Origin of the sequence: Bacillus sp. FSL R7-0685, assembly GCF_038002425.1 — a bacterium.
Classification (GTDB): Bacteria; Bacillota; Bacilli; order Bacillales; family Bacillaceae; genus Bacillus; species Bacillus subtilis.
The window spans coordinates 942,151-968,444 of sequence record NZ_JBBOCN010000001.1 but is presented as its reverse complement, the minus strand read 5'-3'; the positions used below and the strand labels follow the sequence as shown (position 1 = coordinate 968,444).

General features: G+C 42.9%; 28 protein-coding genes. 5 read left to right on the top strand and 23 right to left on the bottom strand.

Features of this window, described 5'->3' with window-relative positions:
• Positions 1 to 5: 5 nt before the first annotated feature.
• The 3 genes from MKY50_RS05090 to MKY50_RS05080 form a co-directional block, all read right to left on the bottom strand.
• Positions 6 to 668: an HAD family hydrolase gene (locus MKY50_RS05090; RefSeq protein WP_003245030.1), complete on the bottom strand. Its 663-nt coding sequence runs from the start codon at positions 666 to 668 to the stop codon at positions 6 to 8.
• Positions 669 to 794: 126 nt separating this feature from the next.
• Positions 795 to 1,217, bottom strand: a complete 423-nt coding sequence (locus tag MKY50_RS05085) for a CBS domain-containing protein (RefSeq protein ID WP_003245462.1) — start codon at positions 1,215 to 1,217, stop codon at positions 795 to 797.
• 136 nt (positions 1,218 to 1,353) lie between these two features.
• Entirely contained in the window at positions 1,354 to 1,749 is a 396-nt protein-coding gene (locus MKY50_RS05080) for a YhcU family protein (RefSeq protein ID WP_003233401.1), read from the bottom strand.
• A gap of 110 nt (positions 1,750 to 1,859) precedes the next feature.
• Between MKY50_RS05080 and MKY50_RS05075 the strand changes: the two genes are divergently transcribed.
• The gene (locus tag MKY50_RS05075) at positions 1,860 to 2,768 is read left to right on the top strand and encodes an RluA family pseudouridine synthase (protein WP_003244785.1); all 909 of its coding nucleotides are present in this window, start codon (positions 1,860 to 1,862) and stop codon (positions 2,766 to 2,768) included.
• A 29-nt stretch (positions 2,769 to 2,797) separates the two neighbouring features.
• Here the strand turns inward: MKY50_RS05075 and srtA are convergent, their stop codons facing one another.
• Both srtA and yhcR read right to left on the bottom strand, forming a co-directional pair.
• Positions 2,798 to 3,394: a sortase SrtA gene (gene srtA, locus MKY50_RS05070; protein ID WP_341116256.1), complete on the bottom strand. Its 597-nt coding sequence runs from the start codon at positions 3,392 to 3,394 to the stop codon at positions 2,798 to 2,800.
• Entirely contained in the window at positions 3,391 to 7,044 is a 3,654-nt protein-coding gene (gene yhcR / locus MKY50_RS05065; protein WP_341117287.1) for an endonuclease YhcR, read from the bottom strand. Before yhcR ends, srtA begins: the two co-directional genes overlap by 4 nt.
• Before the next feature lie 82 nt (positions 7,045 to 7,126).
• Here yhcR and MKY50_RS05060 point away from each other — a divergent pair, with 82 nt between their 5' ends.
• Positions 7,127 to 7,780 (top strand): spore coat protein, encoded by a 654-nt coding sequence (locus MKY50_RS05060; protein ID WP_009966881.1) that lies wholly within the window; start codon positions 7,127 to 7,129, stop codon positions 7,778 to 7,780.
• Here MKY50_RS05060 and MKY50_RS05055 read toward each other — a convergent pair.
• Both MKY50_RS05055 and MKY50_RS05050 read right to left on the bottom strand, forming a co-directional pair.
• Positions 7,712 to 8,680, bottom strand: coding sequence for a hypothetical protein (locus tag MKY50_RS05055; protein WP_003245770.1), 969 nt, complete (start codon positions 8,678 to 8,680; stop codon positions 7,712 to 7,714). The genes MKY50_RS05060 and MKY50_RS05055 overlap by 69 nt on opposite strands.
• 120 nt (positions 8,681 to 8,800) lie before the next feature.
• Positions 8,801 to 9,370, bottom strand: a complete 570-nt coding sequence (locus MKY50_RS05050) for a YhcN/YlaJ family sporulation lipoprotein (RefSeq protein WP_033883018.1) — start codon at positions 9,368 to 9,370, stop codon at positions 8,801 to 8,803.
• Between the two features lie 149 nt (positions 9,371 to 9,519).
• Between MKY50_RS05050 and MKY50_RS05045 the strand changes: the two genes are divergently transcribed.
• On the top strand, positions 9,520 to 9,966 hold the full coding sequence (locus MKY50_RS05045; RefSeq protein WP_046160369.1) for a hypothetical protein: 447 nt from the start codon (positions 9,520 to 9,522) through the stop codon (positions 9,964 to 9,966).
• Between the two features lie 40 nt (positions 9,967 to 10,006).
• Here MKY50_RS05045 and tcyP read toward each other — a convergent pair whose 3' ends face one another.
• A complete protein-coding gene (gene tcyP, locus MKY50_RS05040; RefSeq protein ID WP_122895229.1) occupies positions 10,007 to 11,398 on the bottom strand; it encodes an L-cystine transporter TcyP in 1,392 nt (463 codons plus the stop codon).
• A 171-nt stretch (positions 11,399 to 11,569) separates the two neighbouring features.
• Between tcyP and dgcK the strand changes: the two genes are divergently transcribed.
• Complete coding sequence (dgcK, locus tag MKY50_RS05035) at positions 11,570 to 12,649, top strand: diguanylate cyclase DgcK (RefSeq protein ID WP_046380874.1); 1,080 nt, start codon at positions 11,570 to 11,572, stop codon at positions 12,647 to 12,649.
• A gap of 2 nt (positions 12,650 to 12,651) precedes the next feature.
• Here the strand turns inward: dgcK and MKY50_RS05030 are convergent, their stop codons facing one another.
• Positions 12,652 to 13,482: a MetQ/NlpA family ABC transporter substrate-binding protein gene (locus MKY50_RS05030; RefSeq protein WP_341116253.1), complete on the bottom strand. Its 831-nt coding sequence runs from the start codon at positions 13,480 to 13,482 to the stop codon at positions 12,652 to 12,654.
• A 435-nt stretch (positions 13,483 to 13,917) separates the two neighbouring features.
• Here MKY50_RS05030 and cspB point away from each other — a divergent pair, with 435 nt between their 5' ends.
• Positions 13,918 to 14,121, top strand: coding sequence for a cold shock-like protein CspB (gene cspB, locus MKY50_RS05025; RefSeq protein ID WP_003224086.1), 204 nt, complete (start codon positions 13,918 to 13,920; stop codon positions 14,119 to 14,121).
• Between the two features lie 91 nt (positions 14,122 to 14,212).
• Here the strand turns inward: cspB and MKY50_RS05020 are convergent, their stop codons facing one another.
• The 14 genes from MKY50_RS05020 to MKY50_RS04955 form a co-directional block, all read right to left on the bottom strand.
• Positions 14,213 to 15,154, bottom strand: a complete 942-nt coding sequence (locus MKY50_RS05020) for an ABC transporter permease (protein ID WP_341116252.1) — start codon at positions 15,152 to 15,154, stop codon at positions 14,213 to 14,215.
• On the bottom strand, positions 15,147 to 16,064 hold the full coding sequence (locus tag MKY50_RS05015) for an ABC transporter ATP-binding protein (RefSeq protein ID WP_015252493.1): 918 nt from the start codon (positions 16,062 to 16,064) through the stop codon (positions 15,147 to 15,149). Before MKY50_RS05015 ends, MKY50_RS05020 begins: the two co-directional genes overlap by 8 nt.
• 16 nt (positions 16,065 to 16,080) lie before the next feature.
• Positions 16,081 to 16,779, bottom strand: coding sequence for an ABC transporter ATP-binding protein (locus tag MKY50_RS05010; RefSeq protein ID WP_341116251.1), 699 nt, complete (start codon positions 16,777 to 16,779; stop codon positions 16,081 to 16,083).
• Position 16,780: 1 nt separating this feature from the next.
• Complete coding sequence (locus MKY50_RS05005) at positions 16,781 to 17,146, bottom strand: GntR family transcriptional regulator (RefSeq protein WP_340958037.1); 366 nt, start codon at positions 17,144 to 17,146, stop codon at positions 16,781 to 16,783.
• 2 nt (positions 17,147 to 17,148) lie between these two features.
• Entirely contained in the window at positions 17,149 to 17,910 is a 762-nt protein-coding gene (locus MKY50_RS05000; protein ID WP_340958036.1) for a hypothetical protein, read from the bottom strand.
• A gap of 4 nt (positions 17,911 to 17,914) precedes the next feature.
• The gene (locus tag MKY50_RS04995; protein ID WP_080332601.1) at positions 17,915 to 18,070 is read right to left on the bottom strand and encodes a hypothetical protein; all 156 of its coding nucleotides are present in this window, start codon (positions 18,068 to 18,070) and stop codon (positions 17,915 to 17,917) included.
• Positions 18,070 to 18,444 carry a hypothetical protein gene (locus MKY50_RS04990; RefSeq protein WP_003233427.1) on the bottom strand — a complete coding sequence of 125 codons (375 nt, stop codon included), beginning with the start codon at positions 18,442 to 18,444 and terminating at the stop codon, positions 18,070 to 18,072. The genes MKY50_RS04995 and MKY50_RS04990 overlap by 1 nt, the downstream gene beginning before the upstream one ends.
• 12 nt (positions 18,445 to 18,456) lie before the next feature.
• Positions 18,457 to 18,987 (bottom strand): NAD(P)H-dependent oxidoreductase, encoded by a 531-nt coding sequence (locus MKY50_RS04985; RefSeq protein ID WP_003233428.1) that lies wholly within the window; start codon positions 18,985 to 18,987, stop codon positions 18,457 to 18,459.
• Between the two features lie 22 nt (positions 18,988 to 19,009).
• Complete coding sequence (locus tag MKY50_RS04980) at positions 19,010 to 20,608, bottom strand: MFS transporter (RefSeq protein WP_003233429.1); 1,599 nt, start codon at positions 20,606 to 20,608, stop codon at positions 19,010 to 19,012.
• 40 nt (positions 20,609 to 20,648) lie between these two features.
• Complete coding sequence (locus tag MKY50_RS04975) at positions 20,649 to 21,314, bottom strand: HlyD family efflux transporter periplasmic adaptor subunit (RefSeq protein WP_003233430.1); 666 nt, start codon at positions 21,312 to 21,314, stop codon at positions 20,649 to 20,651.
• 35 nt (positions 21,315 to 21,349) lie between these two features.
• A complete protein-coding gene (locus MKY50_RS04970) occupies positions 21,350 to 21,814 on the bottom strand; it encodes a MarR family transcriptional regulator (RefSeq protein ID WP_070548741.1) in 465 nt (154 codons plus the stop codon).
• A 159-nt stretch (positions 21,815 to 21,973) separates the two neighbouring features.
• Positions 21,974 to 23,152 carry a sporulation protein YhbH gene (gene yhbH, locus MKY50_RS04965; RefSeq protein ID WP_003233432.1) on the bottom strand — a complete coding sequence of 393 codons (1,179 nt, stop codon included), beginning with the start codon at positions 23,150 to 23,152 and terminating at the stop codon, positions 21,974 to 21,976.
• Between the two features lie 179 nt (positions 23,153 to 23,331).
• On the bottom strand, positions 23,332 to 25,227 hold the full coding sequence (gene prkA, locus MKY50_RS04960; protein WP_014476240.1) for a serine/threonine protein kinase PrkA: 1,896 nt from the start codon (positions 25,225 to 25,227) through the stop codon (positions 23,332 to 23,334).
• Between the two features lie 349 nt (positions 25,228 to 25,576).
• A complete protein-coding gene (locus MKY50_RS04955) occupies positions 25,577 to 26,284 on the bottom strand; it encodes a hypothetical protein (protein WP_341116249.1) in 708 nt (235 codons plus the stop codon).
• Positions 26,285 to 26,294: the final 10 nt, after the last annotated feature.

The window sequence follows — 26,294 nt, the reverse complement described above, 5'->3', positions numbered from 1 at the left end:
CCTTTCTAGTTTTGTGAGTTCAGATGATCAAGCAATAGGGCGAGCTCCATTTCCGCCATTGATTCAAGCCTGTGATCATAGTCTTCAAACATCAAGGTGCCCGTTACTTTATTCGGGACAATGACACACTTCATTCCTGCGCGTTTCGCAGCAATCGAACCATTGACAGAATCCTCAAACGCGAGACATTCCGCTGGCGATACCCCCAGGTTCTTTGCCGCCAATAAATAGAGCTCAGGATTCGGCTTCACCTCTTCCACATCATCCGCCGTTTGAATAACTTCAAAATCATCAAACAGGCCGATTTGCTTCAAATGGCCGGACACCCATTTATAATCAGAGCTGGAGGCAAGGCCTATTTTTAAGCCTAAATCCTTTGCCGCATTCAAATACGCTTCGACACCAGGTCTCGCTTTTTCTGATTCCATGCGTTTGGCAAACCGCTCTCTTCTCAATTGTGTGAGCTCTTCATGGTTCAGCTTTTTCCCGATCTGCTCTTCTAAATATTCAAAAGGCCGGAAACCCGCAGCAGTTCCGATGACCTTTCCCCAGACAGATAGCGGCAGCACTGAGCCGTGCTCTTCAAATATTTCCTGAAGAACCTCATATTCGTGTGTTTCTGTATCTAGAATAAGCCCGTCAAAATCAAAAATTAACGCTTTAATCACTGGGTACAACTCCTTTAGTACGAATTGAGACATATGTATACACTCACTATACCCCGAAACAAGTCTGCTTTCAAAAAGTAAGGTTTTATGTGAAGAAAGAGCCTGCACACTGCAAGCTCTTTCTTATTAATGAATGTTTTGGTGAGAAATGTTTGTCAGCGCTGATCCCGCAGACTCGTTCGACATCTGATTGACTGCCAGGTCTCCAAGCGCAACGATCCCGACTAGATTGTTTTGATCTACAATAGGAAGGCGGCGGATTTGGTGCTGGGCCATCAGCTGCGACGCGTCTTCCAGACTCATATTAGGGTTTCCTGATACGAGTTCTGTTGACATCACTTCTGAAACGGGTGTCTGGCCATCACGGCCCTGAGCTGTAGTTCTTAATGCAATGTCACGGTCAGTCAGCATTCCTTTTAAAACACCTTGCTCTACAACGGGGATCGCCCCGACGTTATGCTGTTTCATTAGAGAAGCCGCTTCCTGAATCGTTTGATTCGGAGAAACGGTTGCCACCTGCGTTGTCATTGTATCTTTAACTGAACTCATTGTCAGCACCCCTTTCAATCATTAGTATGTTCAGACACGAGCCGTTTAAAAAGGGAGTTAGAGGAAAGGTTTTATGATATGATTTCTCTGATACAAAAAGAGCTTTTCTAAAAATAGAAAAGCCCTTGCCGCATGATTATATCAGCCTTCTTTGACCGAAAAAGGCTTTGTTAGTCTTCTTTTGAAAGTCAGAAAAAGCAAACGGAAAATAAATCCCAAAATCATTCAGCATCTTGCTGTTTTTTTCAAAAATCGCCTGATCACTCAAATCAGAGTGCGGCGAAGGCTTGGTCAGGATAATATGTATCATTTGCAGACAAGCCATAATTTGAAATGCTTCTTTTAATGTTCCTTGGTAATAATGGTTATTTAAAGACAGAACGCCTTTCTTTTTAAAGCGCTGAATGTCCAGTTCGGAGAAATAAAGAGGAAATACATCATGGATCAGCTCCATAGACAGCTCCTTGATAAAGCTCTCCTGTTCTGCAGTTGCTGCGTTCACAATTCTCACGTCAATCACCTTTCTTGCCATCGAATATCCTAAGTCTTACTCAAGAATAGCACAGAAAAAAACGCGAAAGCTAAGGTAAGTGTTTCCTATGAGAAACAGCAGCCTTCCGCTTCGAAAAGGAGCCATTTAACATGAACCAAAAAGGCAGAGGGCTTGAGATCCTCATCAATGAAAAACAGGACGGCCAATGGCTGTTTTCCGTACTCAAAACAGCGCTCAAAGCTTCTAAACCAGTGATACAAGACTGGATGTCCCATCAACAGATAAAGGTCAATCACGAATCCGTCTTAAACAATATGATTGTAAAAAAGGGAGACCGCGTGTTCATTGATCTTCAGGAAAGTGAAGCATCTTCGGTCATTCCGGAGTATGGCGAGCTTGATATTTTATTTGAGGACAATCATATGCTCATCATCAATAAACCCGCTGGCATCGCGACGCATCCGAATGAGGATGGGCAAACCGGCACACTGGCTAATTTGATCGCGTATCATTATCAGATAAATGGCGAAACATGTAAGGTGCGCCACGTCCATCGTCTTGATCAGGATACATCTGGCGCTATCGTTTTTGCCAAGCATCGTTTGGCACACGCCATCTTAGACCAGCAGTTAGAGAAAAAGACGCTGAAGCGTACGTATACCGCTATCGCTGAAGGTAAGCTACGGACGAAAAAAGGGACAATTAATTCACCGATCGGCAGAGACCGCTCACACCCGACAAGACGCCGGGTTTCACCAGGCGGGCAAACAGCCGTCACTCATTTCAAGGTAATGGCCAGCAATGCGAAAGAACGGCTGTCGCTCGTTGAATTAGAGCTGGAAACAGGCAGAACACACCAAATCCGTGTTCATCTGGCGAGCCTCGGCCATCCGTTGACAGGAGACTCGCTTTACGGAGGCGGGAGCAAGCTGCTAAACAGGCAGGCACTGCACGCCAATAAAGTACAAGCGGTTCACCCGATAACAGACGAGCTCATAGTTGCTGAAGCCCCTTTCCCTGCTGATATGAAAAACCTTTGCCGCACATATTTTTCATGAAGAAAAGCCGCAGGCACTGCCTCGGCTTTTTAAGTCACTCGTTTTCCATATATAATATAGCGCTTCGGGGCATTTCTGACGTATGAAAACGGATAGCAGGTCGTCAGAATCAGCTCTTCCTTTTCATGCTGGAGCGTGATAATAGATGTGTCATCCTTATCGACAATTTTTGTTTTTACAATTTCATATGTGAATTCTCCATATGACAGGAGAAGACGGAGCTGATCCCCCTTTTCCAGCTCTCCCGTCCGGCGAAACACGGTATCCCGATGCCCTGACAGCACAATTTGTCCGTTTTCATCAGGATAATAGCTGTCCTTGTAATGCCCGACACCTTTTTCTAAATCATCAGCATCGGTGCCCTCCACGATCGGAAGCTCTGCATTGATTTTCGGTATTTCTAAAATGCCGCTCGCTTGGCCGGTCTCAGGCTTAAATGATGCTTTGTTCTTTGCTTGATCTGTGCTATTTTTCGTCCCCGAAGCTTCCTGCGGCTTTTTAGCCGCCAGCTTTGCTTCTTTTAATGTCTGTTCCGTTTTCGTATTCGTATCGATCAATTTAAAGCCTCCATAGCCTGCGATCACTAGGCCGGCAGCAATGATGAATAGTGGAATAACTTTTTTCACGTTCTGGAGGCGCTCCTTTTTCTTCTGACATATAGATAAGTTCCTGACAATGTCACCGCCGCACCGATTACCATAAAGTTATAGTAGCCCGCTGACGTATCCGGAAGCTGATGATCAGACCCGCTTTCCGCAGTCTCGGTTTGTAACGGCAATGTGCTGATGCTATTAGCAGTATCAGCGGTTTTTGTGTTGTTGATTGGTATTTCATTGAATCTCGAAATGGCTGAAGACGGAAGCTGATGAACCGGTGCTGTTCCCGGAGTTTCTTTTATATCAGGCAAATCTTCACCTGGCCTTGGATCCTCTTTAATCGGATCCTCCGTCCCCGGATCATCTCCAGGCTCTTCCGTTATCGGGTCTTCTGTTACAGGGTCTTCAATATCACTGGCTTCAGCAAGCTTAATTCTTCCCTCTTTTGTATACGCAATTGGCTCATCAAAACTCTTCACGTACTCAACTGTCGCTTCCAAATCCTCAGGCCCTGTCACCGGATTTTTTCCCAGCAGTCCGATTGGCTGATATTTGGCTCCTGTCGCCGTCGCCATAAAGTTGTTGACGGTCAATGTATATGTGGCATCGGGCTGGATCTCGGTGCCATCTGCCATTTTCATATCAACTGCTTTTCCGGTTTCTTTATCCCACGTATACGTAAACCCGCTGATGCTGTAGTCAGGCCCAAAAACCGGCGAGATTTGCGCATTGATAATCTCTCTTAAATCTTTTCCTTTAATCTCAAGCTTCGTTAACACATTTCCAAACGGCTGAATATTGTAAAGATCTCCCCACGTAATTGGACCCTTCTTCAGCGCTTCACGTATGCCGCCGCCATTCATAAGGGCAAAATCCGTTTTCATGGCAGCTCTCATACCATCCGCAATCAGGTTTCCAAGAGGTGTATCGCCGTCATTTGAATACCCCCCTTCCATATCAACAGCGGCTTCGCCGACTACCTCGCTGATAATCGGTTCCGCAATTGTTTCGTATTTCTTTAAAATGGCTGACGCGCTGACATCCGGTTCGATTTTACTTTGATCAACATATACGATTTCCGCGGACTTTTTGACAATGTCTTTTGTCGTTTTATCGATCTCTACATCAACGACACCTATCGCTTTTCCATATTCAAACGCTTGAACAATCAGTTTTCCATTCACTTCACCGTTAACAACCTGATGATTATGCGCGGCAAAAATCACGTCAATTTCAGAATCTGTTTTGTTTGCAAGATCAGCAGACTCACCGGTAATGGCGTTGCCGTTTTGTTCAGCTGACATATGTGCGAGAACCGCGATGGCCTTCACGCCTTTTTTCTTGAGCTCTTCGGCCGCCTTATTCACCGCTGTTGCTTCATCTGTAAACTCGATATTTTTTATTCCTTCAGGCATAACCATGCCAGCTGCCGACTGTGTGACAACTCCGATAAAAGCAACGGGTACGCCCTCCACATTAATGATGTCGTAAGCCGGCAAAAAGGGCTCTCCAGTTGATTTCATTTTACAATTGGCACATACAAGGGGAAAGTTCTGTCCATCATATCCGCTTGTGCCTTTCGGATGATCACCGCCATTTAAGATCCTCAGAAGTTCATCCGTGCCTTCATCAAATTCGTGGTTTCCCACGGTTCCGACATCAAATCCGATGTCCTCCATCAGTTCTACAGTCGGTTCATCCTGAAGAAGAGAGGAAACTGGAGAGCTTCCGCCGATCATATCTCCCGCGTGCACAATCAGCGAGTTTTTCTTTTCAGCCTTTTTTTCTTTTAAATATGCGGCGGCATAATCCATGCGTCCAAACGTGCCGTCTACAGTTCCATTTCCATCAAGATCAAGCTCATATTGCTGATCGATTTTGCCATGCAAATCATTCATGCTGAGAATTCTAAGCGGCACATGTTCTTGAGGTGCCGTTTGCCTTTTTTTATATCCCGCGCTCTCCGCTTCACTTGCTGAGGCGAAGAAAATTCTGTTTTCCACAGCTATCTTCTTCCAGTCAGCTGGCTGCACATATGTTTTATTCGACGAGTCCCCCACATATCTTGTCAGGCCTTTCCCTTGCTCTCTGGCTCTGAATTCAAACGGCATTTCCATGAGGGGATCGTTTTCATTCCAAATTCCTTTTTGATCTTTTTTTGCAGCGGCTACTGCGGCCTGAAATTGCTGATAATCCTCTTCATTGTCAACCGGCCAAATAAAATACGTCGGAGCATAGCCGTTTTTTACAAGCTCTAAGTTCACGTTTGAACCTGATTCGGTTATGACTTGTCCGAGCAATCTGCCATAGCTGTCCTTGGCTTCACTCCCGACCTTGACAGTAATTTTATCACCCGGGGACAGAACCGTTTTTAGATAGTCAGATGCTTTTTTGCCAAATCTTAATTGATTTTCATCTGCGTCATTTTTTGGTGTGTGATATGTTTCGGGTGTATCTACATTTACAAACCGGATTTTTGTCGTTCCAAGCACCGGAGATTTAAGATGAATGGTATCGCCGTCAACTACCCGGTCAACAATCCCTTCATATTCTCCCTCTGCAGACGGAGGTGCGGGCTGCTCTTCAAGCAGCTTCAGGTCAGCCGATTTTCGCGGAAGCAGCTGAAAGGTTTGGTATCTGCTTAACACACCGGTAAATTCATACCATTTGCCCTCATCAAGCTCGTTTATCACCCCTGTTTCATTCATAACCCGGAGCGTCATTGCATGATGGTCGTCATCAATCATTGTTACATTGTAACCGCCGCCGGCAGGAGAACTTGGAATTGAGGAAACAAAAGCGGTTAGTTTCACAAGGCGTCCTTCATACTGATCACCTAGGCTGCCGTTAATAAGTTCATTGATTGTTAAGTGTTTGGGGGCGGGGAGGGATTGATTTGACTGGTTGATTTTGATGCCTGATGAGTTTGGAACGATTTCTTTCAGCCCCTGGTAAGACGTGATTTTCCCTGTCACCGTGACATCCATACCCTCTTTTAATTCGGGAAATTGTTCAGGGGATGGCGAATAAATGTTAATGCCTCCGGTTTCATCTTGCAAAAAGGTCGACAGCTTCCCGCCTCCGATTGCGTTTTGATCAGCTGTAATGATCCCTTTTATCGTTACTTCTTCATTCAGCCTTCCCCGTGCTTCATTTATGGTCACTTGCTGTTCAGCCGGCGGAGTTTTTGTGTCATCGGTTACGTTCATCGACTGAACGTTTTTAAGTCCTGTCGTGTTAAAGTAATTTTCAAGCTTTCCTTGAACCGTTATCTTTTTCCCAAGAAGAAGCGGATTGGTTTGCAGCCCAAATTGGCTTCTGAAGGCGGAGGGGATTTGCACAGGAAGGATGTGTTCGGGCGATGTTTCGTTTTTACGGTCTGCCAGCGCAACATTATAATCATTTGAAAAAGGGCTTGTCAGCTTATAATGCTGCGGGGAAACAGCCTGGCCGACTGCATATCCTTCGACAAGCGCCTGTCCTTCTTTTTGCTGTATTGCCTTCTCAATCGATATAGGCTGTTGCGGTTCAGCTGCCTTTACAGCTTCGAACGTGTACATTACATTTAAGAACATTAATGCCGTGATCAACACAATATGCAGAATACGCCTCATCATATTTCCTCCCTTATACACATAATGACAACGATTTTGTTTGCTTATCATTTCGACAGACAGCATATAATTCCTTTCAGGCTTCTGCATAATACACGGCAGACTGACACAAAATACAGCTGATCTGAAAAAAAAGGAGGAATTCGGTTTGGATCAGTTCAATCAGCAGCAGCAATCCCAAATGAACAAAGGTATTCCTGGCAAACCGCATAAAAACCACGGCGGACATGAAATGTTTGATATGCATGAGGTGCTTTCCGGAACACTTACTGTGCTTGATCAGTTTATGATGCTGAGACAATTCTGTAAGGATCAAGAATTACTAAACATCCTTGATCGTCAACATCAATTCATCACATCTCAATACAATATAACTGCAGAATGCTTCAAAACAGGAAGCGAACCTTCACAAAAAACAGCAACTTATATGATGAAGGAAGACAACCAGACTGTTTACGGCATGCAGCCGTCACAGCCTAAAAAACCTGTTCAATCCATGAATGATATTGATGACAGCATCATCAGCCGACAAATGCTTTGCGCGATTAAAGCACAAGCTTCTATGCTGACGATGGCTTCTCTGGAAATGACAAATCCGGCCGTAAGACGCGTACTGTCTGCGCAAATTCAGGAGTATGTTGAAATGGCATTTGAAATTTTCCTATACCAAAACAAACACGGCTATTACCAGGTTCCTCAGCTTGATGCGCAGGATATGGAACAGCTGCGAAATTCATTCGCCCCTGCCCAAGGACAAATGCCTCCGACACAAGGCGGAATGGGTCAGCAAGGACTTCACTAATAACAAAGGCATTGGATAGATACTATCCAATGCCGCACTGTTTTTTTCAAATTTTTTCTTAAAATCTTTTTCAAATTGATCAAGACTTTCCTTTGTTGCTGATTTAAACCCTTTTTCAAAGTCCCCTTTTTTTGCTGTTTCCTTAATCATTTCTGAAATAATGTCTTTCCCATATTTGTCCGTCAGCTCATCGATCATATAAAAGCTTTGCAAATAGACATCAGTGTCATATTCGGCTCTAGCTTCCTGCCAGTCTCGATCAGTCTGCAAACGGTCAAAGGGCACGACAGAAAACGTGATCGGATCTATGAGCAATTCGTAGTTCGCAATCCACTCGCTTAACCCTTCATGAAACCATAACGGAAACTCATCGGGATCCGTCTCAAGCTCCTTCAATTTCTGGTGAAACGCATGGTGCGAGTATTCATGAATCAACAATCTCTGGTACAAATAAACCGCTACCTCGTCCCCTTCTAACAGTTTCTTTTTCTCTTCAGGCAACAATCCGATCAGCTGCTCCCGTTCAGAATAAAAACCAACTACATCCAATAAACCGGAGTAAGCCTCCATCTGTTTTTCATTAGGAAAAAAAATAATGTCAATAGGCTTTTGATTCGAATATCCAATCATAATCTGATTAATACTGACCGCATATTCAAGCGTTTCTTTCGTCAATGGCAGTAAGGACTTTTCCTTAGAAGTGTAATAAATATCGGCCTGTTTGAATGACTCTTTCTTCATGTGCTTCGTCACTTGTTCTTTTGTTATTCCAGATGCCTGACCTGGAAAAGACAGGATATACATCGCGCTTGATACGATGGCTGAGCTCACAGCCAGCATCACAAGGACTCCGCACAGGAATAGAGCGGATGCCGCACGCTTTCCTATGCCATCCCGCAAACGTCTCCCTCCCTGAGCCGGTCCGTCTTGTACCTTTTTATTTTTACTCTATGCAGCCTGAGTTCGCAGTGTGTCATTAACGCAAAGAAAAAGCCGCACAAATTGTGCGGCTTTTTTTATTTATTCAGCGTTAGGGAATACGCGCTGTACAGTTTGTGTAAATTCATCAAATAATCCGGCGATTGGGTCACCATTTTGAATACGTTTTCCATATCCTTGCATACGCTCTACAAAATCAGGGTTAGCTGAAACGTAAACATTATCAATGTTTTTGTCAGTAGATCTTACCTTTTTGGCTATTTTTTTCTTCAGATTGTTTTCTACTGCACCTTTATTTCCATTGGTTAAAACGACTGCAACGTAGGCTTGATTTCCAGCCACAATGATATCGGCATGCTTTACTTCTTTTAGGTCTGTTACTTTATTAGCTGCTTCATCAGCAACCTCAAGTTTTCGGTCGTTGTTATTATCGTCATTTACACGATTGTTATTGACATTATCATTAACATTGTTGTCAACGTTATCCCGATTGTTTACATTCCGCATATCGTCATTGGCCGGATTTCGATAATTTACGTTTCTTACATCATTATTATCACGTCTGCCCTCACCTTGGTCGGCTACACCGCAGCCAGTCATAAGCAAAGGGATAAGAAGCACAGACGCAAGGACTTGTTTTTTTCCAAACATGTGAATTCCTCCTTTATCACTTTACTTATAGGTTTTTCTAACTGGCTTTAATTATGCATGCAAATCTGGAGGAAATGCTTTCCCGGGAAATATAACGGTTAATTTGTCTAACGAGGGGGAAAATATGAATACACTGCAAAGGAGGGATCATGTTGTTCAACCAGCGAAGAGGAATCAGCCCCGCAGCATTGATCATAGGATCAACTATGCTTATTGCTGCATTATCACCTCAGATCCGCCAAAGAATCAGCGGGTTTATCACAGGACAAATGAACAGACGAAATTCAGAAAATAACACGTTTGATGCTTCTAATGTAGGAAACATGGTCAAACAAGCATTTAGCGGAAGCAGCGGTGATAACCAGGACCGTTCGCAGCATCAAAGCCAGCGGCAAAATGGCCGTCAGCACCAGCACGCTGGACAGCAGCAACCACAGCATCAGCATACACAGTCTCAAACTAGGCAAACTGAGACAGCCACGAAAAAAAGACAGCCGCATTATGCTGAACCCATTCATTTTGAACAAAGCGCAATGAATGTCATGGACGACAACACGATGATGGAAATGCTGGAGGACTTAGAACCTGGCCGTTAAAAAAACGTGTAATCCTGTTGGGATTACACGTTTTCATATGTTACGCTTCTTCAGCTTCAATCACTCTGGATTGATCATGAAATGCCCCTTGATCAATTTCCTTTGTGACCTTACTTGTAATAAGACCGGATGTCATGCTTCCGCTGACATTCAAAGCAGTACGCCCCATGTCGATTAACGGTTCAATTGAGATTAATAAACCCGCGAGCGCGACAGGCATGTTTAATGATGATAAAACAAGAAGCGCCGCGAATGTCGCTCCGCCACCGACTCCGGCAACACCGAAGGAGCTGATGGCAACGACTGCAATAACAGTGATAATAAACACCGGGTCAAATGGATTTTGGCCGACAGTCGGAGCAATCATCATCGCCAGCATCGCAGGATAAATGCCGGCACATCCATTTTGGCCGATCGAAAGACCGAACGAACCGGCAAAGTTTGCGATTCCCTCCGGTACACCCATGCTTCTCTGTGTTTTAATATTCAGCGGTAAAGCACCTGCGCTAGATCTTGACGTAAATGCAAATACAAGTACAGGCACCGCTTTTTTCAAATAAATCACCGGATTCAAGCCGCTGAACGTCAGTAGCAGCAAATGAATGATAAACATAGTGATTAACGCGGCATATGAAGCAATCACGAACATGCCCAGTTTTAAAATGCTGTCAAGATCACTCGTGGCAATTGTTTTTGTCATGATTGCCAGCACCCCATAAGGCGTCAGTCTCAAAATGAGTGTGACAACACGCATGACAATGGCATAAACGGCATCAACCAGTTTTTTAAATGTTTCTGCCTGTTCCGGCTGTTTGTTTTTTACGCCGAGGAATGCCACTCCAAGGAAAGCGGCAAAAATAACGACAGCGATCGTTGAAGTCGGTCTAGCTCCCGTAAAATCTAAAAACGGGTTTCCAGGCAGCAGTTCAACAATCTGCTGCGGCAGCGTTTTCGCTGTCATATCCTCTGATTTCTGCTGAAGCTCCTGTCCCCGTGAAAGCTCTGTACTTCCTTGGTCAACCTGAATCGCCTGCAGATCAAATGAAAGCGCGGACGCGATACCGACAGCTGCAGCAACTGCTGTTGTTGCTACTAAAATCCCGATAATCAAACCGCTGATTTTTCCAAGATTTTTTGTCAGCTTCAGCTTTGTAAATGCGCCGAGAATCGAAATAAAGACGAGCGGCATGACAACCATCTGAAGCAATTTGACATATCCGCCCCCGGCAATATTAAACCAGTCGGCTGTTTGAATGACTATATTAGAAGTCGGGCCGTAAATCAGCTGAAGCGCAAATCCGAATACAATTCCCAGCCCCAGCGCAGTAAATACACGTTTAGAGAAGGAAACATGTTTTTTCTGCATAACAAAGAGCCCTAAGATAAGTAAAAATAAAATAAATACATGTAATACAACCAGTAAAGTCTCCAAAGCAGGTAAACTCTCCCTTCAAATTTTCTCATTTACTATATTACACTAATTCCGATGGGTCAAGTGCGAATTATTTTAACTTATCAATTCAAGTAAAAAAACCTTATGTAATGCCTTTTTTGTTCTTTTCTTTCCCTTCCATCTTTAGTACCTTATATAAGGGTGATAATATTGCTGAAAGAACTGTTTGTAAATTTGACCATTTTAATCACATTTAATTATCTCTTCACCCACCTGTTTAAAGAAAGGTTAGTACATAAAAAAGACAGCATATCTTTTCAAGCTGTTAAGGGACTGGCCTGCGGTTTACTCGGGGTTATTCTGATGGTTTTTGGATTTACCTATCAGCATTCAATTATTGATCTTCGAAATATCCCTATTATGATTGCCGCTCTTTATGGAGGCTGGGTTTCAACGGCAACGGCCCTGGCCATGATCACTGCAGGCCGCTTGCTGATTACGATGAACACATCTGCACTATACTCGGTTATTATCATTTGTATCGCTGCCATCCCGTCACTCATTGTTTCTAGAAGAAAAAAAGTTCAACTAAAACATGCTTTCTATCTTTTAATAATCACAAATAGCTTGATCTCCTTTTCCTTTTATTTTCTTATAGATTTACATTCATACGAACTTCATTTGTATTTTTGGATCATATCAATAGCGGGCGGCATGCTCAGTTTATATATTATTGATCATGAAACAAATGCACATCTTCTTTTTAAACAATATAAGTTTCAGGCGCACTTTGACTTTTTAACAGGCGTGTATAACCGAAGAAAGTTTGAAGAAACCACAAAAGCTCTGTATCAGCAGGCGGCCGATACCCCGCATTTTCAATTTGCACTGATTTATATGGATATCGATCATTTTAAGACCATTAATGACCAATATGGCCATCATGAAGGAGATCAGGTGCTCAAAGAGCTAGGGTTACGTCTGAAGCAGAGCATCCGAAATACTGATCCTGCCGCTCGGATCGGCGGTGAAGAATTTGCCGTGCTCCTGCCGAACTGTTCTCTTGATAAAGCAGCCCGGATCGCTGAACGGATCAGGAGAACTGTAAGCGATGCACCGATTGTATTAACAAACGGCGAAGAGCTTTCAGTTACGATATCACTAGGGGCCGCTCATTACCCCAATAATACGGAACAGCCAGGATCCTTGCCCATTCTTGCCGATCAAATGCTTTACAAAGCGAAAGAAACGGGACGGAACAGAGTGTGTTTATCAGAAAAAAAAGAATGAATTCAATGTTCGAATTCATTCTTCCAATCTGAAAGACGTTTCAAAGGCAGAAAAGCCGGGACAAGATCTCCCTGATATTCTTTTTCTATAAATGCCGCTGTATCATCTGCTTGATAAAGCTCAAGAATGGTTTGCAGCGCTTCCCGATCTTGATCCTCCGCTCTGACAACAATCAAATTCATCTCTTCCTCAGACATGAGTCCGCCGCTCTTTAGGGTATGCTTTTTCGGGTTCAGGCCCGCTTTATTTGCTTCTGATGGTTTCATGACAAACACGTCGGCACCGCTCACTGCATCCTGTTGCCGGACAGCTTTTAATTTCAGGTGTCTCGGATTATCTTTAATCATATCAACTGAACCTGTTCCGTTAAATCCGTTTTTCAGCGTTAGCAAACCCGCTTCCTGGAGCACTGTAAGCGCCCTGCCAAAATCGAACGCTTTATCCGGAACAGAAACGACAGCTCCTCGCGGTATATCTTGGATTCGGTCATATCGTTTTGAATAAATGCCCATGGGCGTTATGTATGTCGTCCCGAGCGGCGTCAAATTAAGTTTGTATTTTTGGGTGAACGACTGAAAATATGAAATGGTTTGAAAGGCGTTGGCATCAATTTCTTTGTTAGCAAGTGCGATATCAGACTCCGCATAATCAGAAAAAGGGATCAGCTGAATATCCAGCCCTGCCTCTTCAGCCTTTTGAGCAATATAGTTCCATATTGCCCCGTCAGACTCAGCAATCCCGATTTTTATCGATTCATGTTCTGCAGACGGTGAACATGCAGTAAATGAAACGAGAAGAACAAGGACGAAACTGCATATAAGCCACTTTTTCATTGTGACCATACTCCTATCTATGTATTAGAGCATGCAAGCAATATCAGACATAAAAATCATACGCTCTCTTAGTTGATAAACGTTGTCATTTGTAATATTGATTAACTTTTACCTTACTCATATCCAATAAGGTTGTCAATTCCTATTACTTATCTTCCCAAAATGAAGGAATACTGAGGCAAACGTATGATCACATATCGAGAAAGCAGATGAATTTCCGCAAATAAATATCAAATTGAAAAATAAATATGGTATTTTCCGAAAAAAGTTTCAATAAGCAGTTGTTTTTTCTGAAGATTACTGGTAGAGTAAAGGTAATTATTTTTGTTCGAACTATCTTTAAGAAGAAAGTTTTGTAAGAGTTTTCGTCTTGAAAGTTTGTTAAGAGCAAGAATAGTGAATTTAAGCGTTATGATCGCTTTAGGAGGAAATTTCATGTTAGAAGGTAAAGTAAAATGGTTCAACTCTGAAAAAGGTTTCGGATTCATCGAAGTAGAAGGTCAAGACGATGTATTCGTTCATTTCTCTGCTATTCAAGGCGAAGGCTTCAAAACTTTAGAAGAAGGCCAAGCTGTTTCTTTTGAAATCGTTGAAGGAAACCGCGGACCACAAGCTGCTAACGTTACTAAAGAAGCGTAAGCATAAATTGATATGAAAAACTGCAGGTGCAAACCTGCAGTTTTTATTTTGACAAAAAAGCTGTTTTGCATAAGCAAAACAGCTTTTTTTATTAGTTTGCAATATCCCGCTTCATGAAGATTCCGAAAGCAAGCAACAGGAAGATGATAAAGTAGATCGCCAGCATGACGAGAGAAAACGTCATAGTCATCCCTTTTATTAACGGTGTGCCATCCACATACTGAGTCAAGTCGACATTAGCAAACAATATATACTTTGCCCAGTCAAATTTCGCTGCAATAAATGCAGTTGCAGTCGTACCGGCAACCAACAAGAAGATGGAAAAACCAACCGCAAGAGAGCTGTTTCTGAATACCGCAGACAGCATAAACGCCATCGTCGCCACCATTAAAGCCGAGACGGATTCAGAAAGATACGTTGTGGCCAAATGCCCCATCATGTTTTGCTCAATGACATGGCCATCCTTATAGATTAAATGAATGTTCGCGGCGGTTTCACCACCCGTCCCGAAGAAGATCAACCCTAATAAAGTAGAACCGATAAATAAAATCAACAGCAATAGGAGCCCAAACAGGAGAACTGTAATATATTTGGACAGCAAAATTTGAAAACGGCTGAGCGGCCGAATCATTAATAGCTTAATCGTTCCCCAATTAAATTCGTTCGCGACAATTCCGGCCGCGATGATAATAGTAAACAGACCGGTAAGGATGGTAAAGTTTGCTGAATCCGTTACATAAGACCATACCGTATAGCCCGTGTCACTAGGGATATTATGCTCGATGCGATAGTCGTTGAGTGTGATTGTTTCTTTATACCCATCTTTCAGTGAAGGATCTTCTTTGATTTCTTTCTTTAATTCGGCGTTTTGTGCTTGAAGTTCTTGTTTCCAATGGGAATTTGATTCACCATCAGAAAAATGATTCGCCAAAAATGCAAATCCAACCATTGTCAGCCCCAGAATTCCGATCATCACCCATGTTCCGGCACGGCTGAAAATTTTGAGCCACTCATTATAAATCAAATTAAGCATGCTGAACCTCCTCTTTTGTTTCACCTGTCATTTCTAAGAAACGGTCCTCTAATGATTTTGTTATGACCTTGACCTCATAAATACGGATTTGCTGCATCACCAGCAATTCAATAACCGCAGGGACTTCTTCTTTAGCCAGTTTGATTTCTACACCATTTGTCTTACTCAGCAAATCGTACTGATTTAAAACAGCAGCGGCTTCATTCGGCTGCTCAACCTGGAAGAAATATGTATCGTTTTCATCAATGTTTTCATCTTTTACATTTTGAATATCGATCAGCTTTCCTTTTTGCAGAATCGCAATTCGATCACACATCAGTTCCATTTCTGACAGCAGGTGGCTTGAAACGATGACAGCCATTCCTCTTTCTCGGGTCAGCTTCTTTAAATGATCTCTGATTTCTCTGATCCCCGCCGGATCAAGGCCGTTTGTCGGTTCATCCAAAATCAGCACTTTCGGATCGTGCAGAAGGCATTGTGCCAAGCCAAGACGCTGTCTCATCCCCAGAGAATATGTTTTCACCTTGTCGTGGATTCTGTCTGTTAAACCGACCAGCTCAACAACTTCATCAATTTTTTCCTTCGTGACACCCTTGACCATCCTTGCGTATTGCTGGAGATTTTTATATCCGCTCAAAAATTTATACAGCTCGGGATTCTCAACGATCGCTCCAATATGCTTAATCGCCTTGGCATATTCTTTCGTAATTGATTGGCCGCAAATGAGGACATCACCTTTCGACAGCTTCATTAACCCCACCATCATCCGGATGGTTGTCGTTTTCCCCGCTCCGTTTGGTCCCAAAAAACCGAATACCTCGCCTTCACGAATCGTAAAACTGAGATCATCAATGATCGTTCGGCCTCTGATGTTTTTAGTCACGTTTTTCAATTCCAACACTGTTTTCATCATATTCCTCCTCTTTCTAGCAAACTTCCATTTTTGATTTAAACCATTGCAAAACAGACATGCCTTCCTGTTCACGAATATCTTCTACTTCACGCTGCGCAACTTTTTCTCCATTGGCGAGGATGATTACTTCGTCTAACAAAGTCTCAATTTCATCAATTTCATGTGTCGCGATCACGACAATCTGCTGCTCAAAATCAATGTACGACACAAGGCTGTTTACGATGGAATCCCTGACCATCGGATCAAGCCCGGAAAAAGGTTCATCAAGCAAGATGACGTCTGCCCGTCTCGCTAAAGCAAGAACGATTTTCAGCCTACCCCGATTTCCTTTTGATAGCTTTTTGATCTTTTTTTCCGGATTCAGCTGCATCTCATTCAATAGCTTATAAGCCTGTTCTGTTTGAAAATCAGGAAACTGCGACTGATAAAAATTCACCATATCTTCAACAGTGAAATGCGGATAAAACATATCAAGCTCAGTAAGATAAGCCGTTTGACGCACCATTTCTCTCGTAACCTGCTCTTCATCAACTTTCACAAATCCTGAAGTCGGAAACAGAAGGCCAGCCATCATTTTCAGGGTCGTTGACTTGCCGCTGCCGTTCGGTCCGATCAGGCCATAAATCCGTCCGGATGATAGGGTGATTGACACATCATTGACGGCCGTATGGCGGCCGTATTTTTTTGATACATGTTCTAGCTTGATTTCCATTTTAGCCTCCCTCTGTGAATGTTTTAATCCCTTCTACCATTTCCTCTTTCGTTAGCCCCAGCTCTTTCATTTGCTTGAAAAATCCTTCCAGCACCTCTCGTGTCAGCTTGTCTTTCAGCTCGTCTACGATTTCTGCTTTTTCCGCAATAAACGTCCCTTGACCTCTTCTTGTCTCCACAATACCCAGCCTTTCCATTTCACTGTAAGTTCTTTGAATTGTATTGGGATTTACCTTAGTTTGAATCGCCATTTCTCTTACTGAAGGAAGCTTGTCTCCTGGGAGCAGCTCCTTCCTGACCAGCCTATAAAAGATCTGATCAGCGATCTGCAGATAAATCGGTTTCGAGGATTGGAATTGATTGTCCATATTTACACCTCTACTTTACGATCAAGCAGTTTTGAAGCCATAATGAGCAGCAAGAATGTGATGACTAAAGTAATAGGAAACCCTGGCACAGACAGATGGATAGGTTTTAATTCCAATCTCCAAACATTGTGGAAGTGGAAATCAAAATTGCAATAGACTGTTACAGGCCAGAAATGCTTTTGAGATTCAACCAAAGGGCTTATGATGTATTCATCGAAGAATAACCACATTGCGACCAACAGAACCATCGCTGCCCACCGCATTCCGCGCCAATTTCTGAGAGAGTGAAAAACAGCCCAAAACACAATGACTGTTACTGACATATCTAACGAAGAAATAAGCCCATACATATTCAGCAAAGCAACTGTACTCGTTATATCAACTTGATGCTCCAGCAGATTTTTTACAAAGAGCATATGATACATCCATATGCCATAGGCTGTTAATGCCAACTGAATCACAAATTGATAGAGCAAAGATGCTGCCAATTTAGAAGAAAACAGCCAGAAGCCGCCATTTGGATTGTACAGCCAAAGCTGTGATTTCCCTTCCTTGCGAAGGTGATAAAACACAAAAACAGGAGATAAGAAAAGCAGAAAAAAAGCAACTGCAACAAAAAAACCAAAAATGACTAGAGGTTCTTTCGTGCGAGAAGCTATAATATGGCCTGTTCCCAATAAGAAAATGATTCCGCATATCCATACTAGCAGCCACATTCTTGAAAGCTTGATATCTTTCTTTAATAAACCTAAAAAAGAATTCATGTCTTTACCTCCCAGAAAAAACCCTCGGTGTATGAGTAACATAGTACACTAGATCAAGATGGAATACAACATATTCCATGGATTTATTTGATAAAAACCGAATTGATGGAAACAGCAAAAAAGGCAAACCCGCATGAGTAAACGGATTTGCCTTTTTCATTACTTTTTCTTATTTTTCATAGAGAGCAGCGCATCACGATAGCTGCGGTCCTGCATTTTGTCACTTTCCTCAGTGACCTCTTCTTCTGCATGAACTTCATCAGAATGCTTAAACTTTTGCAGCGCCTGCCTGTAAATATCATCACCCATTGTGTCACGCTTCTCTTTTGGAGAATCGTTTTTGACAACGGATGGCGTATGCTCGGCAGCCCTTGCTTCAGCAGGGTAATGCGCTTCGTTTTTTTCCTCTTCTGGAGGTGCGATTCTATCGGTTGCTTCTTGCTTCTCAGGTCCAGGTGAGGCGTTGCGGACGTTAAATGTAATAAGGGCCGCAATGACAATGACAGCAGCAATTATTGCTATAATAATGGCCATTTCAACCTCTCCTTACTGTCCTGCTGTTAGGTTTCCTGTAACTTGGCTGACACGTCTTCCCAACGCGCGTCCAAGCTGAATACCTTCCTCAGACATTAACTCATCACTGTCTACCGGACAAGTGACACCTGCTCCGTAATAAGAGCCATAAAGTGCGTTTTCAGGCACGTTGCCAGGCAGTCCGACAACAATCATGCCTTGGTGGAACATCGGCGTGATTAAATTGTGCATTGTCATTTCCAAGCCGCCGTGTGTTGTTGCCGTTGTGCAGAAGACAGCACCGACTTTGTTGATCAGCTCGCCTTCAGCCCACAAGTAGCCAAGTCTGTCGATCCAAGTTTTAAGACCGGAGCTGATTGTTCCGAAATGCCCTGGGCATCCCCAAATAATCGCATCCATATCTTTAAGCTTGCGGATATCAGCCTGATCTACATGGTCGATGAACACTTCAGCCGCGTCGTTTTCTCTCGCGCCTTCAGCAATCGCTTCTGCAAGCACTTTAGTATGTTCGCCTTCACTATCATACACTACATAAATTTTCATTCAGGAAACCTCCCTGTACAGATTAAGATTCCTTAGCTTCTTTTGGAGCAGGAAGTAATGAAAGCTCCTCTTTTTTCTTCTTACGCAATTTATCTTTTCTGACGTCACGCAGGAAGATACTTAAAATCAAACCTGCTACACAGAATAAGGTTGCCCACATAAAGGCATCATTTATCCCCATGACATTGGAATCGAGTGATGCGTGTTTATAAATATGTGAGTACACATATGTTTTCGCCGTATCATAAGACACATTCATATTCACCATTAAATTCGAAACTGCATTTTGGAACGCATGGAGGAAGTTCGGGTCCGCCGTGCTTGTTTTATCTGCAATTTGTGAATAATGGAATGTCGTCCGGTTTGTATAAATCGTCGTAATTAAACTTGTTCCGATTGATCCGCTGATTTGGCGAAGCGTGTTACTCATCGCCGTTCCGTGGCTGTTCAGACGGGCAGGAAGCTGGTTCATCCCGGCTGTCATGACTGGCATCATTAAGAGAGACATACCAAATGCACGAATTGAATAGATCAGCATGATGTGTGTATATGGTGTATCAATTGTCAATTGCGTGTATTGATACGTTGTTACCACTGTCACGAGAAGCCCGATAATCGCAAGCGGTCTCGGTCCGAATTTATCGAACAAAATACCTGAGATCGGTGACATAATCAGCATAACGATCGCACCCGGAAGCAGAAGCAGACCGGATTGAAGCGCCGTAAAGCCGACCAGGTTTTGCAGATAAATCGGTAAAAGGAACATACCAGTGTAAAGTGCCACTGTAATAATGATATTAATGACACTCGAGAGTGAGAAAATGTCATATTTAAACACTCTGAAATCAAGCATCGGATCATCATGACGCAATTGCTGAACAACAAAAGCAACAATTGCAATGGCTCCGATAATAACTGTAGACAATACAATCGGGTCGGTCCAGCCGTCAGACCCGGCTTCACTGACTCCGTATAATAAGGAAGCGAATCCGACAATCGAGAGGATTGCGCCAAGAGTATCGAGTTTGATTTTTTGCGGCTCCACCATATTTTTAAAGATGAAGAAAGCCACAATGATAACAATTGCGCCGATCGGTACAAGTCCGTAAAACATAATGCGCCATGTATAATGCTCAATAATCCACCCGGAAAGAGTCGGGCCGACCGCTGGAGCAAACATCATCGCTAGCCCGAAAATCCCCATTCCTTTCCCCCTGCTTTCAGGCGGGAAAATTAACAGAATGGTTGTCATAACGAGCGGCTGCAAGATACCTCCGCCCACGGCCTGAATCAAACGGCCGATCAGCATTGTAGAGAAGTTAGGTGCGATACCGCAGACTAACGTACCGAGCGTAAAACAAAACATCGCGACGAGAAAGAGACTCCGCTGGCCAAATCGTGTAATCAGGAAAGCAGATAACGGAATCAATACACCGTTAACAAGCATGTAACCTGTTGTCAGCCACTGAATCGTCGTTGCACTTACGCCAAATTCAGTCATTAAGTGCGGCATTGCAACATTAAGCAGTGTTTGGTTTAGAATTGCCAAAAATAAACCCGCCATTAGCACAATCAGCAATGACATAGGGTTTTTTGCATTTTTTTCTTTGCCTGTAGCCATCTAAGACAACCTCCTTTCATGGTTTGATGACTGATCTGTTTTACTCAGAAATTTTAACAGATGCATTCATTCCAGGAAGCACCTTATCAGATGGGTTTTTGATTGAAATTTTCACAGGAACTTTTTGTGTTACTTTTGTGTAGTTTCCGCTTGAATTTGTAGAAGGAAGCATATCAAAAGTTGAGTTAGTCGCATAACCAATTTCTTCTACAGTACCGTCAAATGTAGTATCAGGGTCTCCGTCAACTACTACGTCTACACTATTTCCTACTTCAATATCCGCAATATCTGTTTCTTTAATATTTGCTGTGATGTATAGGTTGTCCATGTCAATCGTTTGTGCAATTGTTGTACCAGCTTGTACGGTTTGTCCGTTTTTCACTTCGTTTTTCACAATTGTGCCATCCATAATGGATTTTACGTCAACAGTTTGTTCACCTTTGATTTTTGCAACTGTGTCGCCTTTTTTCACTGTTTTTCCTTCGTCCAGATCCCAGTCAGATACTTTACCTGCTGCTGGAGCAGTAATAGCAGCCATATCACCCGCTACTTTTGCTTCATCTGTTTTTACGTAGTTTGTGCTTTGATAATAGTAGTAAGCACCTCCAGCTATAATTGCAAGAACAACAATCAAACCGATAATGTTGGTCAGAATTAAACGTCCTCTGTTCATTTTGTTTTCTCCTTTCGTTTCATCCTCTATCATTTTGCGGAAAGCTGGTGAAAATATGTGAGAAGTTTTTAATTACCGCTTTTTTCTGAACAGCCTTCAGCAAGCTTCGTTAAGCTTCCGGCTAGTTTGCGCAAATACTGCAGCTGGGAGGTATCAAGCTTTTGGTACAAGCCAGCACCCATTTTTGCATATTGCACAGCGGCTTTTTCTATCAGTTCTTCCCCCTCTTCGGTTAACTGAATCATGACGATACGGCGGTCATCCGGACTGTCATATCGATTCATCAATTGGCGCTTATACAGAATATCTGTCATCCGCGTCACAGAAGCAGGCTTAAGATCAAGCGACATTGCCAGCTTGCTTAGCGGGGTGCTTCCGCTTTGATGAATTTTAAACATCAGCAAATATTGAAGGACTGTAATTTCAAAAGGCTCAAGCACAATCTCCAATATCTTCTTCTGTTTTTTATATATCGCCCGAGACGTATCGAAGAGCTGTTCAAAAGTGAGCAAAGCACGTTCTGATTCAGTCAACTCCTTTTCACCTCATTCCTCAATAATAGTTCACAAGATAAAATATTAATAAATGAAAGAAGATTTGTCAAAGGAAAAATTTCTTTTTCTCCCGTATTTTTTTCGCAAGCGTTTTCTTGCTTTTATTAAATAAAAAAAAGCCCTGAAATGGGCTTTTCATTACGAAAATTGATGGCTTACACCAGACTCTTCATTTCTGAAAAAGTTCTTTAGAGCCTGAAAAACATCAGATTTCTGTTTTAAAATATAGTACTTAAATTTCTCATCTTTTACATTTTTATATGCAGACATTAACGTTGAATGCCTGTTGTACTGATTGACCTCGCCGTAGCAAAACAGATTGGCCTTCTTCATAATATCATTGACCAGCTTCACACAGCGCGCGTTATCAGATGTCAGGTTGTCACCGTCAGAAAAATGAAACGGGTAAATGTTATAGCGGGCGGGATTGTACTTTTCATCAATAAGCTCAAGCGACTTCCGATATACGGAAGAACAAATGGTTCCGCCGCTTTCTCCCTTTGAGAAAAAATCCTCCTCCGAGACCACTCTTGCTTCTGTATGATGGGCAATAAATTCAATTTCCACAGTCTCGTATTTTGTCCGCAAAAAACGGGTCATCCAGAAAAAGAAGCTTCTGGCCATGTATTTTTCCCAAACCCCCATACTGCCGCTTGTATCCATCATGGCTAAAACGACGGCTTTTGATTCGGGCTTTGTGATGTCATTCCACGTCTTATATTTCAGGTCCTCCGGATAAATTGGGTAGAACGACGGTTTTCCTGACATTGCGTTTCGTTTAAAGGCTGACATCATCGTTCTTTTCTTATCAATATTACCGGTTAACCCTGTTTTACGGATATCATTAAACTCGATATCTGTATGAATGATATTGTCCCGCTCTTTTTGCTGGAGATTCGGAAGCTCTAATTCTTTAAAAAGCGCTTCTTCTAAATCCATTAATGAAACTTCCGCTTCATAATAATCCTCGCCTGCCTGATCACCGGCACCCTGCCCTTTTCCAGGCCCTTGTTTTTTGTCTGATCCATCCCGGGCCACAACATCTCCAACCTGGCTCTCGCCGTCTCCTTGCCCTACATGTTTATTTTTATCATAGTTATAACGGATTTTATACTCATCAAGTGAACGGATTGGGATCTTCACTACATCTTTTCCATTAGACATAATAATGCTTTCCTCAGTTACGAGGTCCGGAAGATTGTTTTTGATCGCTTCCTGCACTTTTTTCTGGTGGCGCTGCTGGTCATCGAAGCCTTTGCGATGGAGGGACCAGTTTTCCTCAGAAATCAAAAAATGGCCGCTGTCATTTTGGGACATGAATTCCCCTCCTTAACCATTTGTGGTCGTGATACATACGTATTCCGGCTTGTGCCAGATTATGAAACAAGTCTTTTGAAAAGATTTATATTCATCATATGCACATATGCACGTTTAATTGACAAACTATTTAGAAAATGGGACAAAATAACCCGCCCTATTCGGACGGGTCACGTTGCTTATCGGTTCAGCAGGCTGCCGACATATTTCAGCAGCTCATTGGCGCTCGTCGAGTTGTAGCCGTGCTCATCAATTAAACGGGCCACGACTTCATTTACCTTTTTCAGCTGCTGCTCATCCGGCGTTTTTGTTGAGGTCGTAATTTTAACGACATCCTTCAGATCAGCAAACAGCTTTTTCTGAATAGCTTCACGCAGTCTTTCATGGGAATTGTAATCAAACCGCTTGCCTTTTCTCGCATAGGCCGAGATGCGGATTAAAATTTCTTCGCGGAACGCTTTTTTGGCGTTTTCCGAAATGCCGATCTGCTCTTCGATGGATCTCATCAGCTTTTCGTCAGGGTTCATTTCCTCTCCTGTCAAAGGATCACGAAGCTTGTTTTTATTGCAATAAGCCTCTACGTTATCGAGGTAATTGTCCATAAGTGTTTTTGCTGATTCTTCATACGAATACACAAACGCTTTTTGAACTTCCTTTTTCGCAATGTCGTCATATTCCTTGCGGGCGGCAGAAATAAAATTCAAATACCGCTCCCTGTCCTCGCTTGAAATTGATGGGTGCTGATCAAGACCTTCTTTTAAGGAGCGAAGGACATCAAGAGAATTAATCGATTCCATATTTTTTCTGATAATCGTTGAAGAAATCCGGTTGATCACGTATCGCGGATCAATGCCGCTCATGCCTTCATCATTATATTCTTTTTTCATATCCTCAACGTCGACAGAATTATATCCTTCCACACTTTCTCCATCATATAGTCTCATTTTCTTGACCAGATCAATATCCGACCGCTTCGGCTCTTTTAACCGGGTAAGGATTGAGAACATCGCGGCGACCTTCAACGTATGCGGGGCAATATGAACATCCGCCACATCGCTTTCTGCGATCATTTTTTCATAAATTCTCTCTTCCTCAGACACTTTTAAATTATAAGGAACCGGCATCACGATGATTCTCGAGTGCAGGGCTTCATTCTTCTTATTAGCAATAAATGAGCGATACTCCGTTTCATTCGTGTGAGCCACGATCAGCTCATCAGCAGATATTAACGCAAACCGCCCAGCTTTAAAATTCCCTTCCTGTGTCAAGGAAAGCAAATGCCAGAGAAATTTCTCATCACATTTCAGCATCTCCTGAAACTCCATCATCCCGCGGTTCGCTTTATTCAGCTCTCCGTCAAACCGGTAAGCGCGCGGATCCGATTCTGAACCGTACTCGGCGATTGTTGAGAAATCAATACTCCCCGTCAAATCGGCAATATCCTGAGATTTAGGATCAGAGGGACTGAATGTTCCAATTCCCGTACGCTTATCTTCTGAAAAGAAGATGCGCTCCACCTTCACATCCTCAATTCTTCCTCCGTACTCTTCCTCCAGCCTCATGACATTTAAAGGAGAAAGACTTCCTTCTATTCTAATGCCGTATTCCCTGTAAAAGTCATCGCGTAAATGATGGGGGATTAAATGTAGAGGGTCCTCGTGCATCGGGCAGCCTTTAATCGCATATACAGCGCCATTATCTGTCAGCGTGTACGCTTCGAGACCTTTTTTAAGCATTGTGACCAGCGTGGATTTACCGCCGCTCACAGGCCCCATCAGCAATAGAATCCGCTTTCTGACATCTAGACGTTTGGCAGCCGGATGAAAATACTCTTCCACAAGACGCTCCAGAGATTCTTCAAGCCCGAACAGCTCGCGGTCAAAAAAACTGTACTTCTTGCGTCCGTCAATCTCCTCTATCCCGCTGTCTTTTATCATATTAAAAACTCGAGAATGAGCAGATTGCGCGACCATCGGATTTTCTTTAATAATCTCCAAATAATCGGCGAAAGTTCCTTCCCATTTCAGCCGCTGCTCTTCCTCTCTGTACTGTTCAATTTTCTTTAATATATCCATAAGGACCTCCTCTATCATGTTTGATACACTATGCAAATAAGGTACTTTGATACAATCTATGCCGCCATCCCGTGATACATGCTTTGGTTTCTTAAAAATAAAGATACTTATACATCGTTGACAAGGCAGACCGCGACCGTTCATAATAAAGAAAAATACAGAATCATCCAGACTCGGACAGCACGGAAAAATTGAAGAGGGGGAGAGACGGTGAAAACAATCATCATGATGGGTGTCATTGTCACTTTTTTAGTATCAATTTTTACCGCAGGATACGAAAGCAAGCCTGGAAAAGAATAAAAAAGGGTGCTCCTGAAAGAGCACCCTTTTTGTATAACAGAACAATGTTTTACAGTTTTGTTTTTTCTTTAATCTGTGAATGCGGATCGCATTCATATTTGTTTTCGTACTCAATTGTTCCGATACTGCATCCCGGCCCGATGATCACTTCTTTTCCCCTGACGACTGCCGCTTCGGTATTCTCCAAATAAACCCGATCGCCTTCTATGACATCGGCGATCAGCTTCCCTTTCTTCCGGTTAAAAAAACTCGCGCGTCTTTTCACTGTAATTGTTGTTCCGCCGATTTCCTGCACATAGCTTATATCATGGCTCAATCCCAGCTTGATCTCACCCGAATTTAATAACCCCGATACATCAACACAGCCTGTGACATGGAACATTTCTGTTTCACAATCACCTTTTACGCTAAGCTTCCCTTTCACATCGCAGGATTCTCCAGTCATATTCCCACCAATTTCAGTCTGGCCTTTCAGATTGAATCGATCAAATTGAAGTGAGCCGCTGACTTTCATTATCCCATATATATTGATTTTGCCGGCTGTCAGATCGCCTTTACATTCACTTTCTCCGAGCACACGCAGCCGCTCAGTCTCTGCTTTTCCGAGAAAAAGGCCCGTTCCGTATATGCGGCAGCCTACAGCAGACAACCCTTCTCCAACTACACCTTCTCCTTTGATGCTGACATTGTGATACGCGCCTCCTGCGGCATGCCCAGCGCCATATAATTTTAAATTTCCCAGTTTTGTTGTCTCCATTACGATCCTC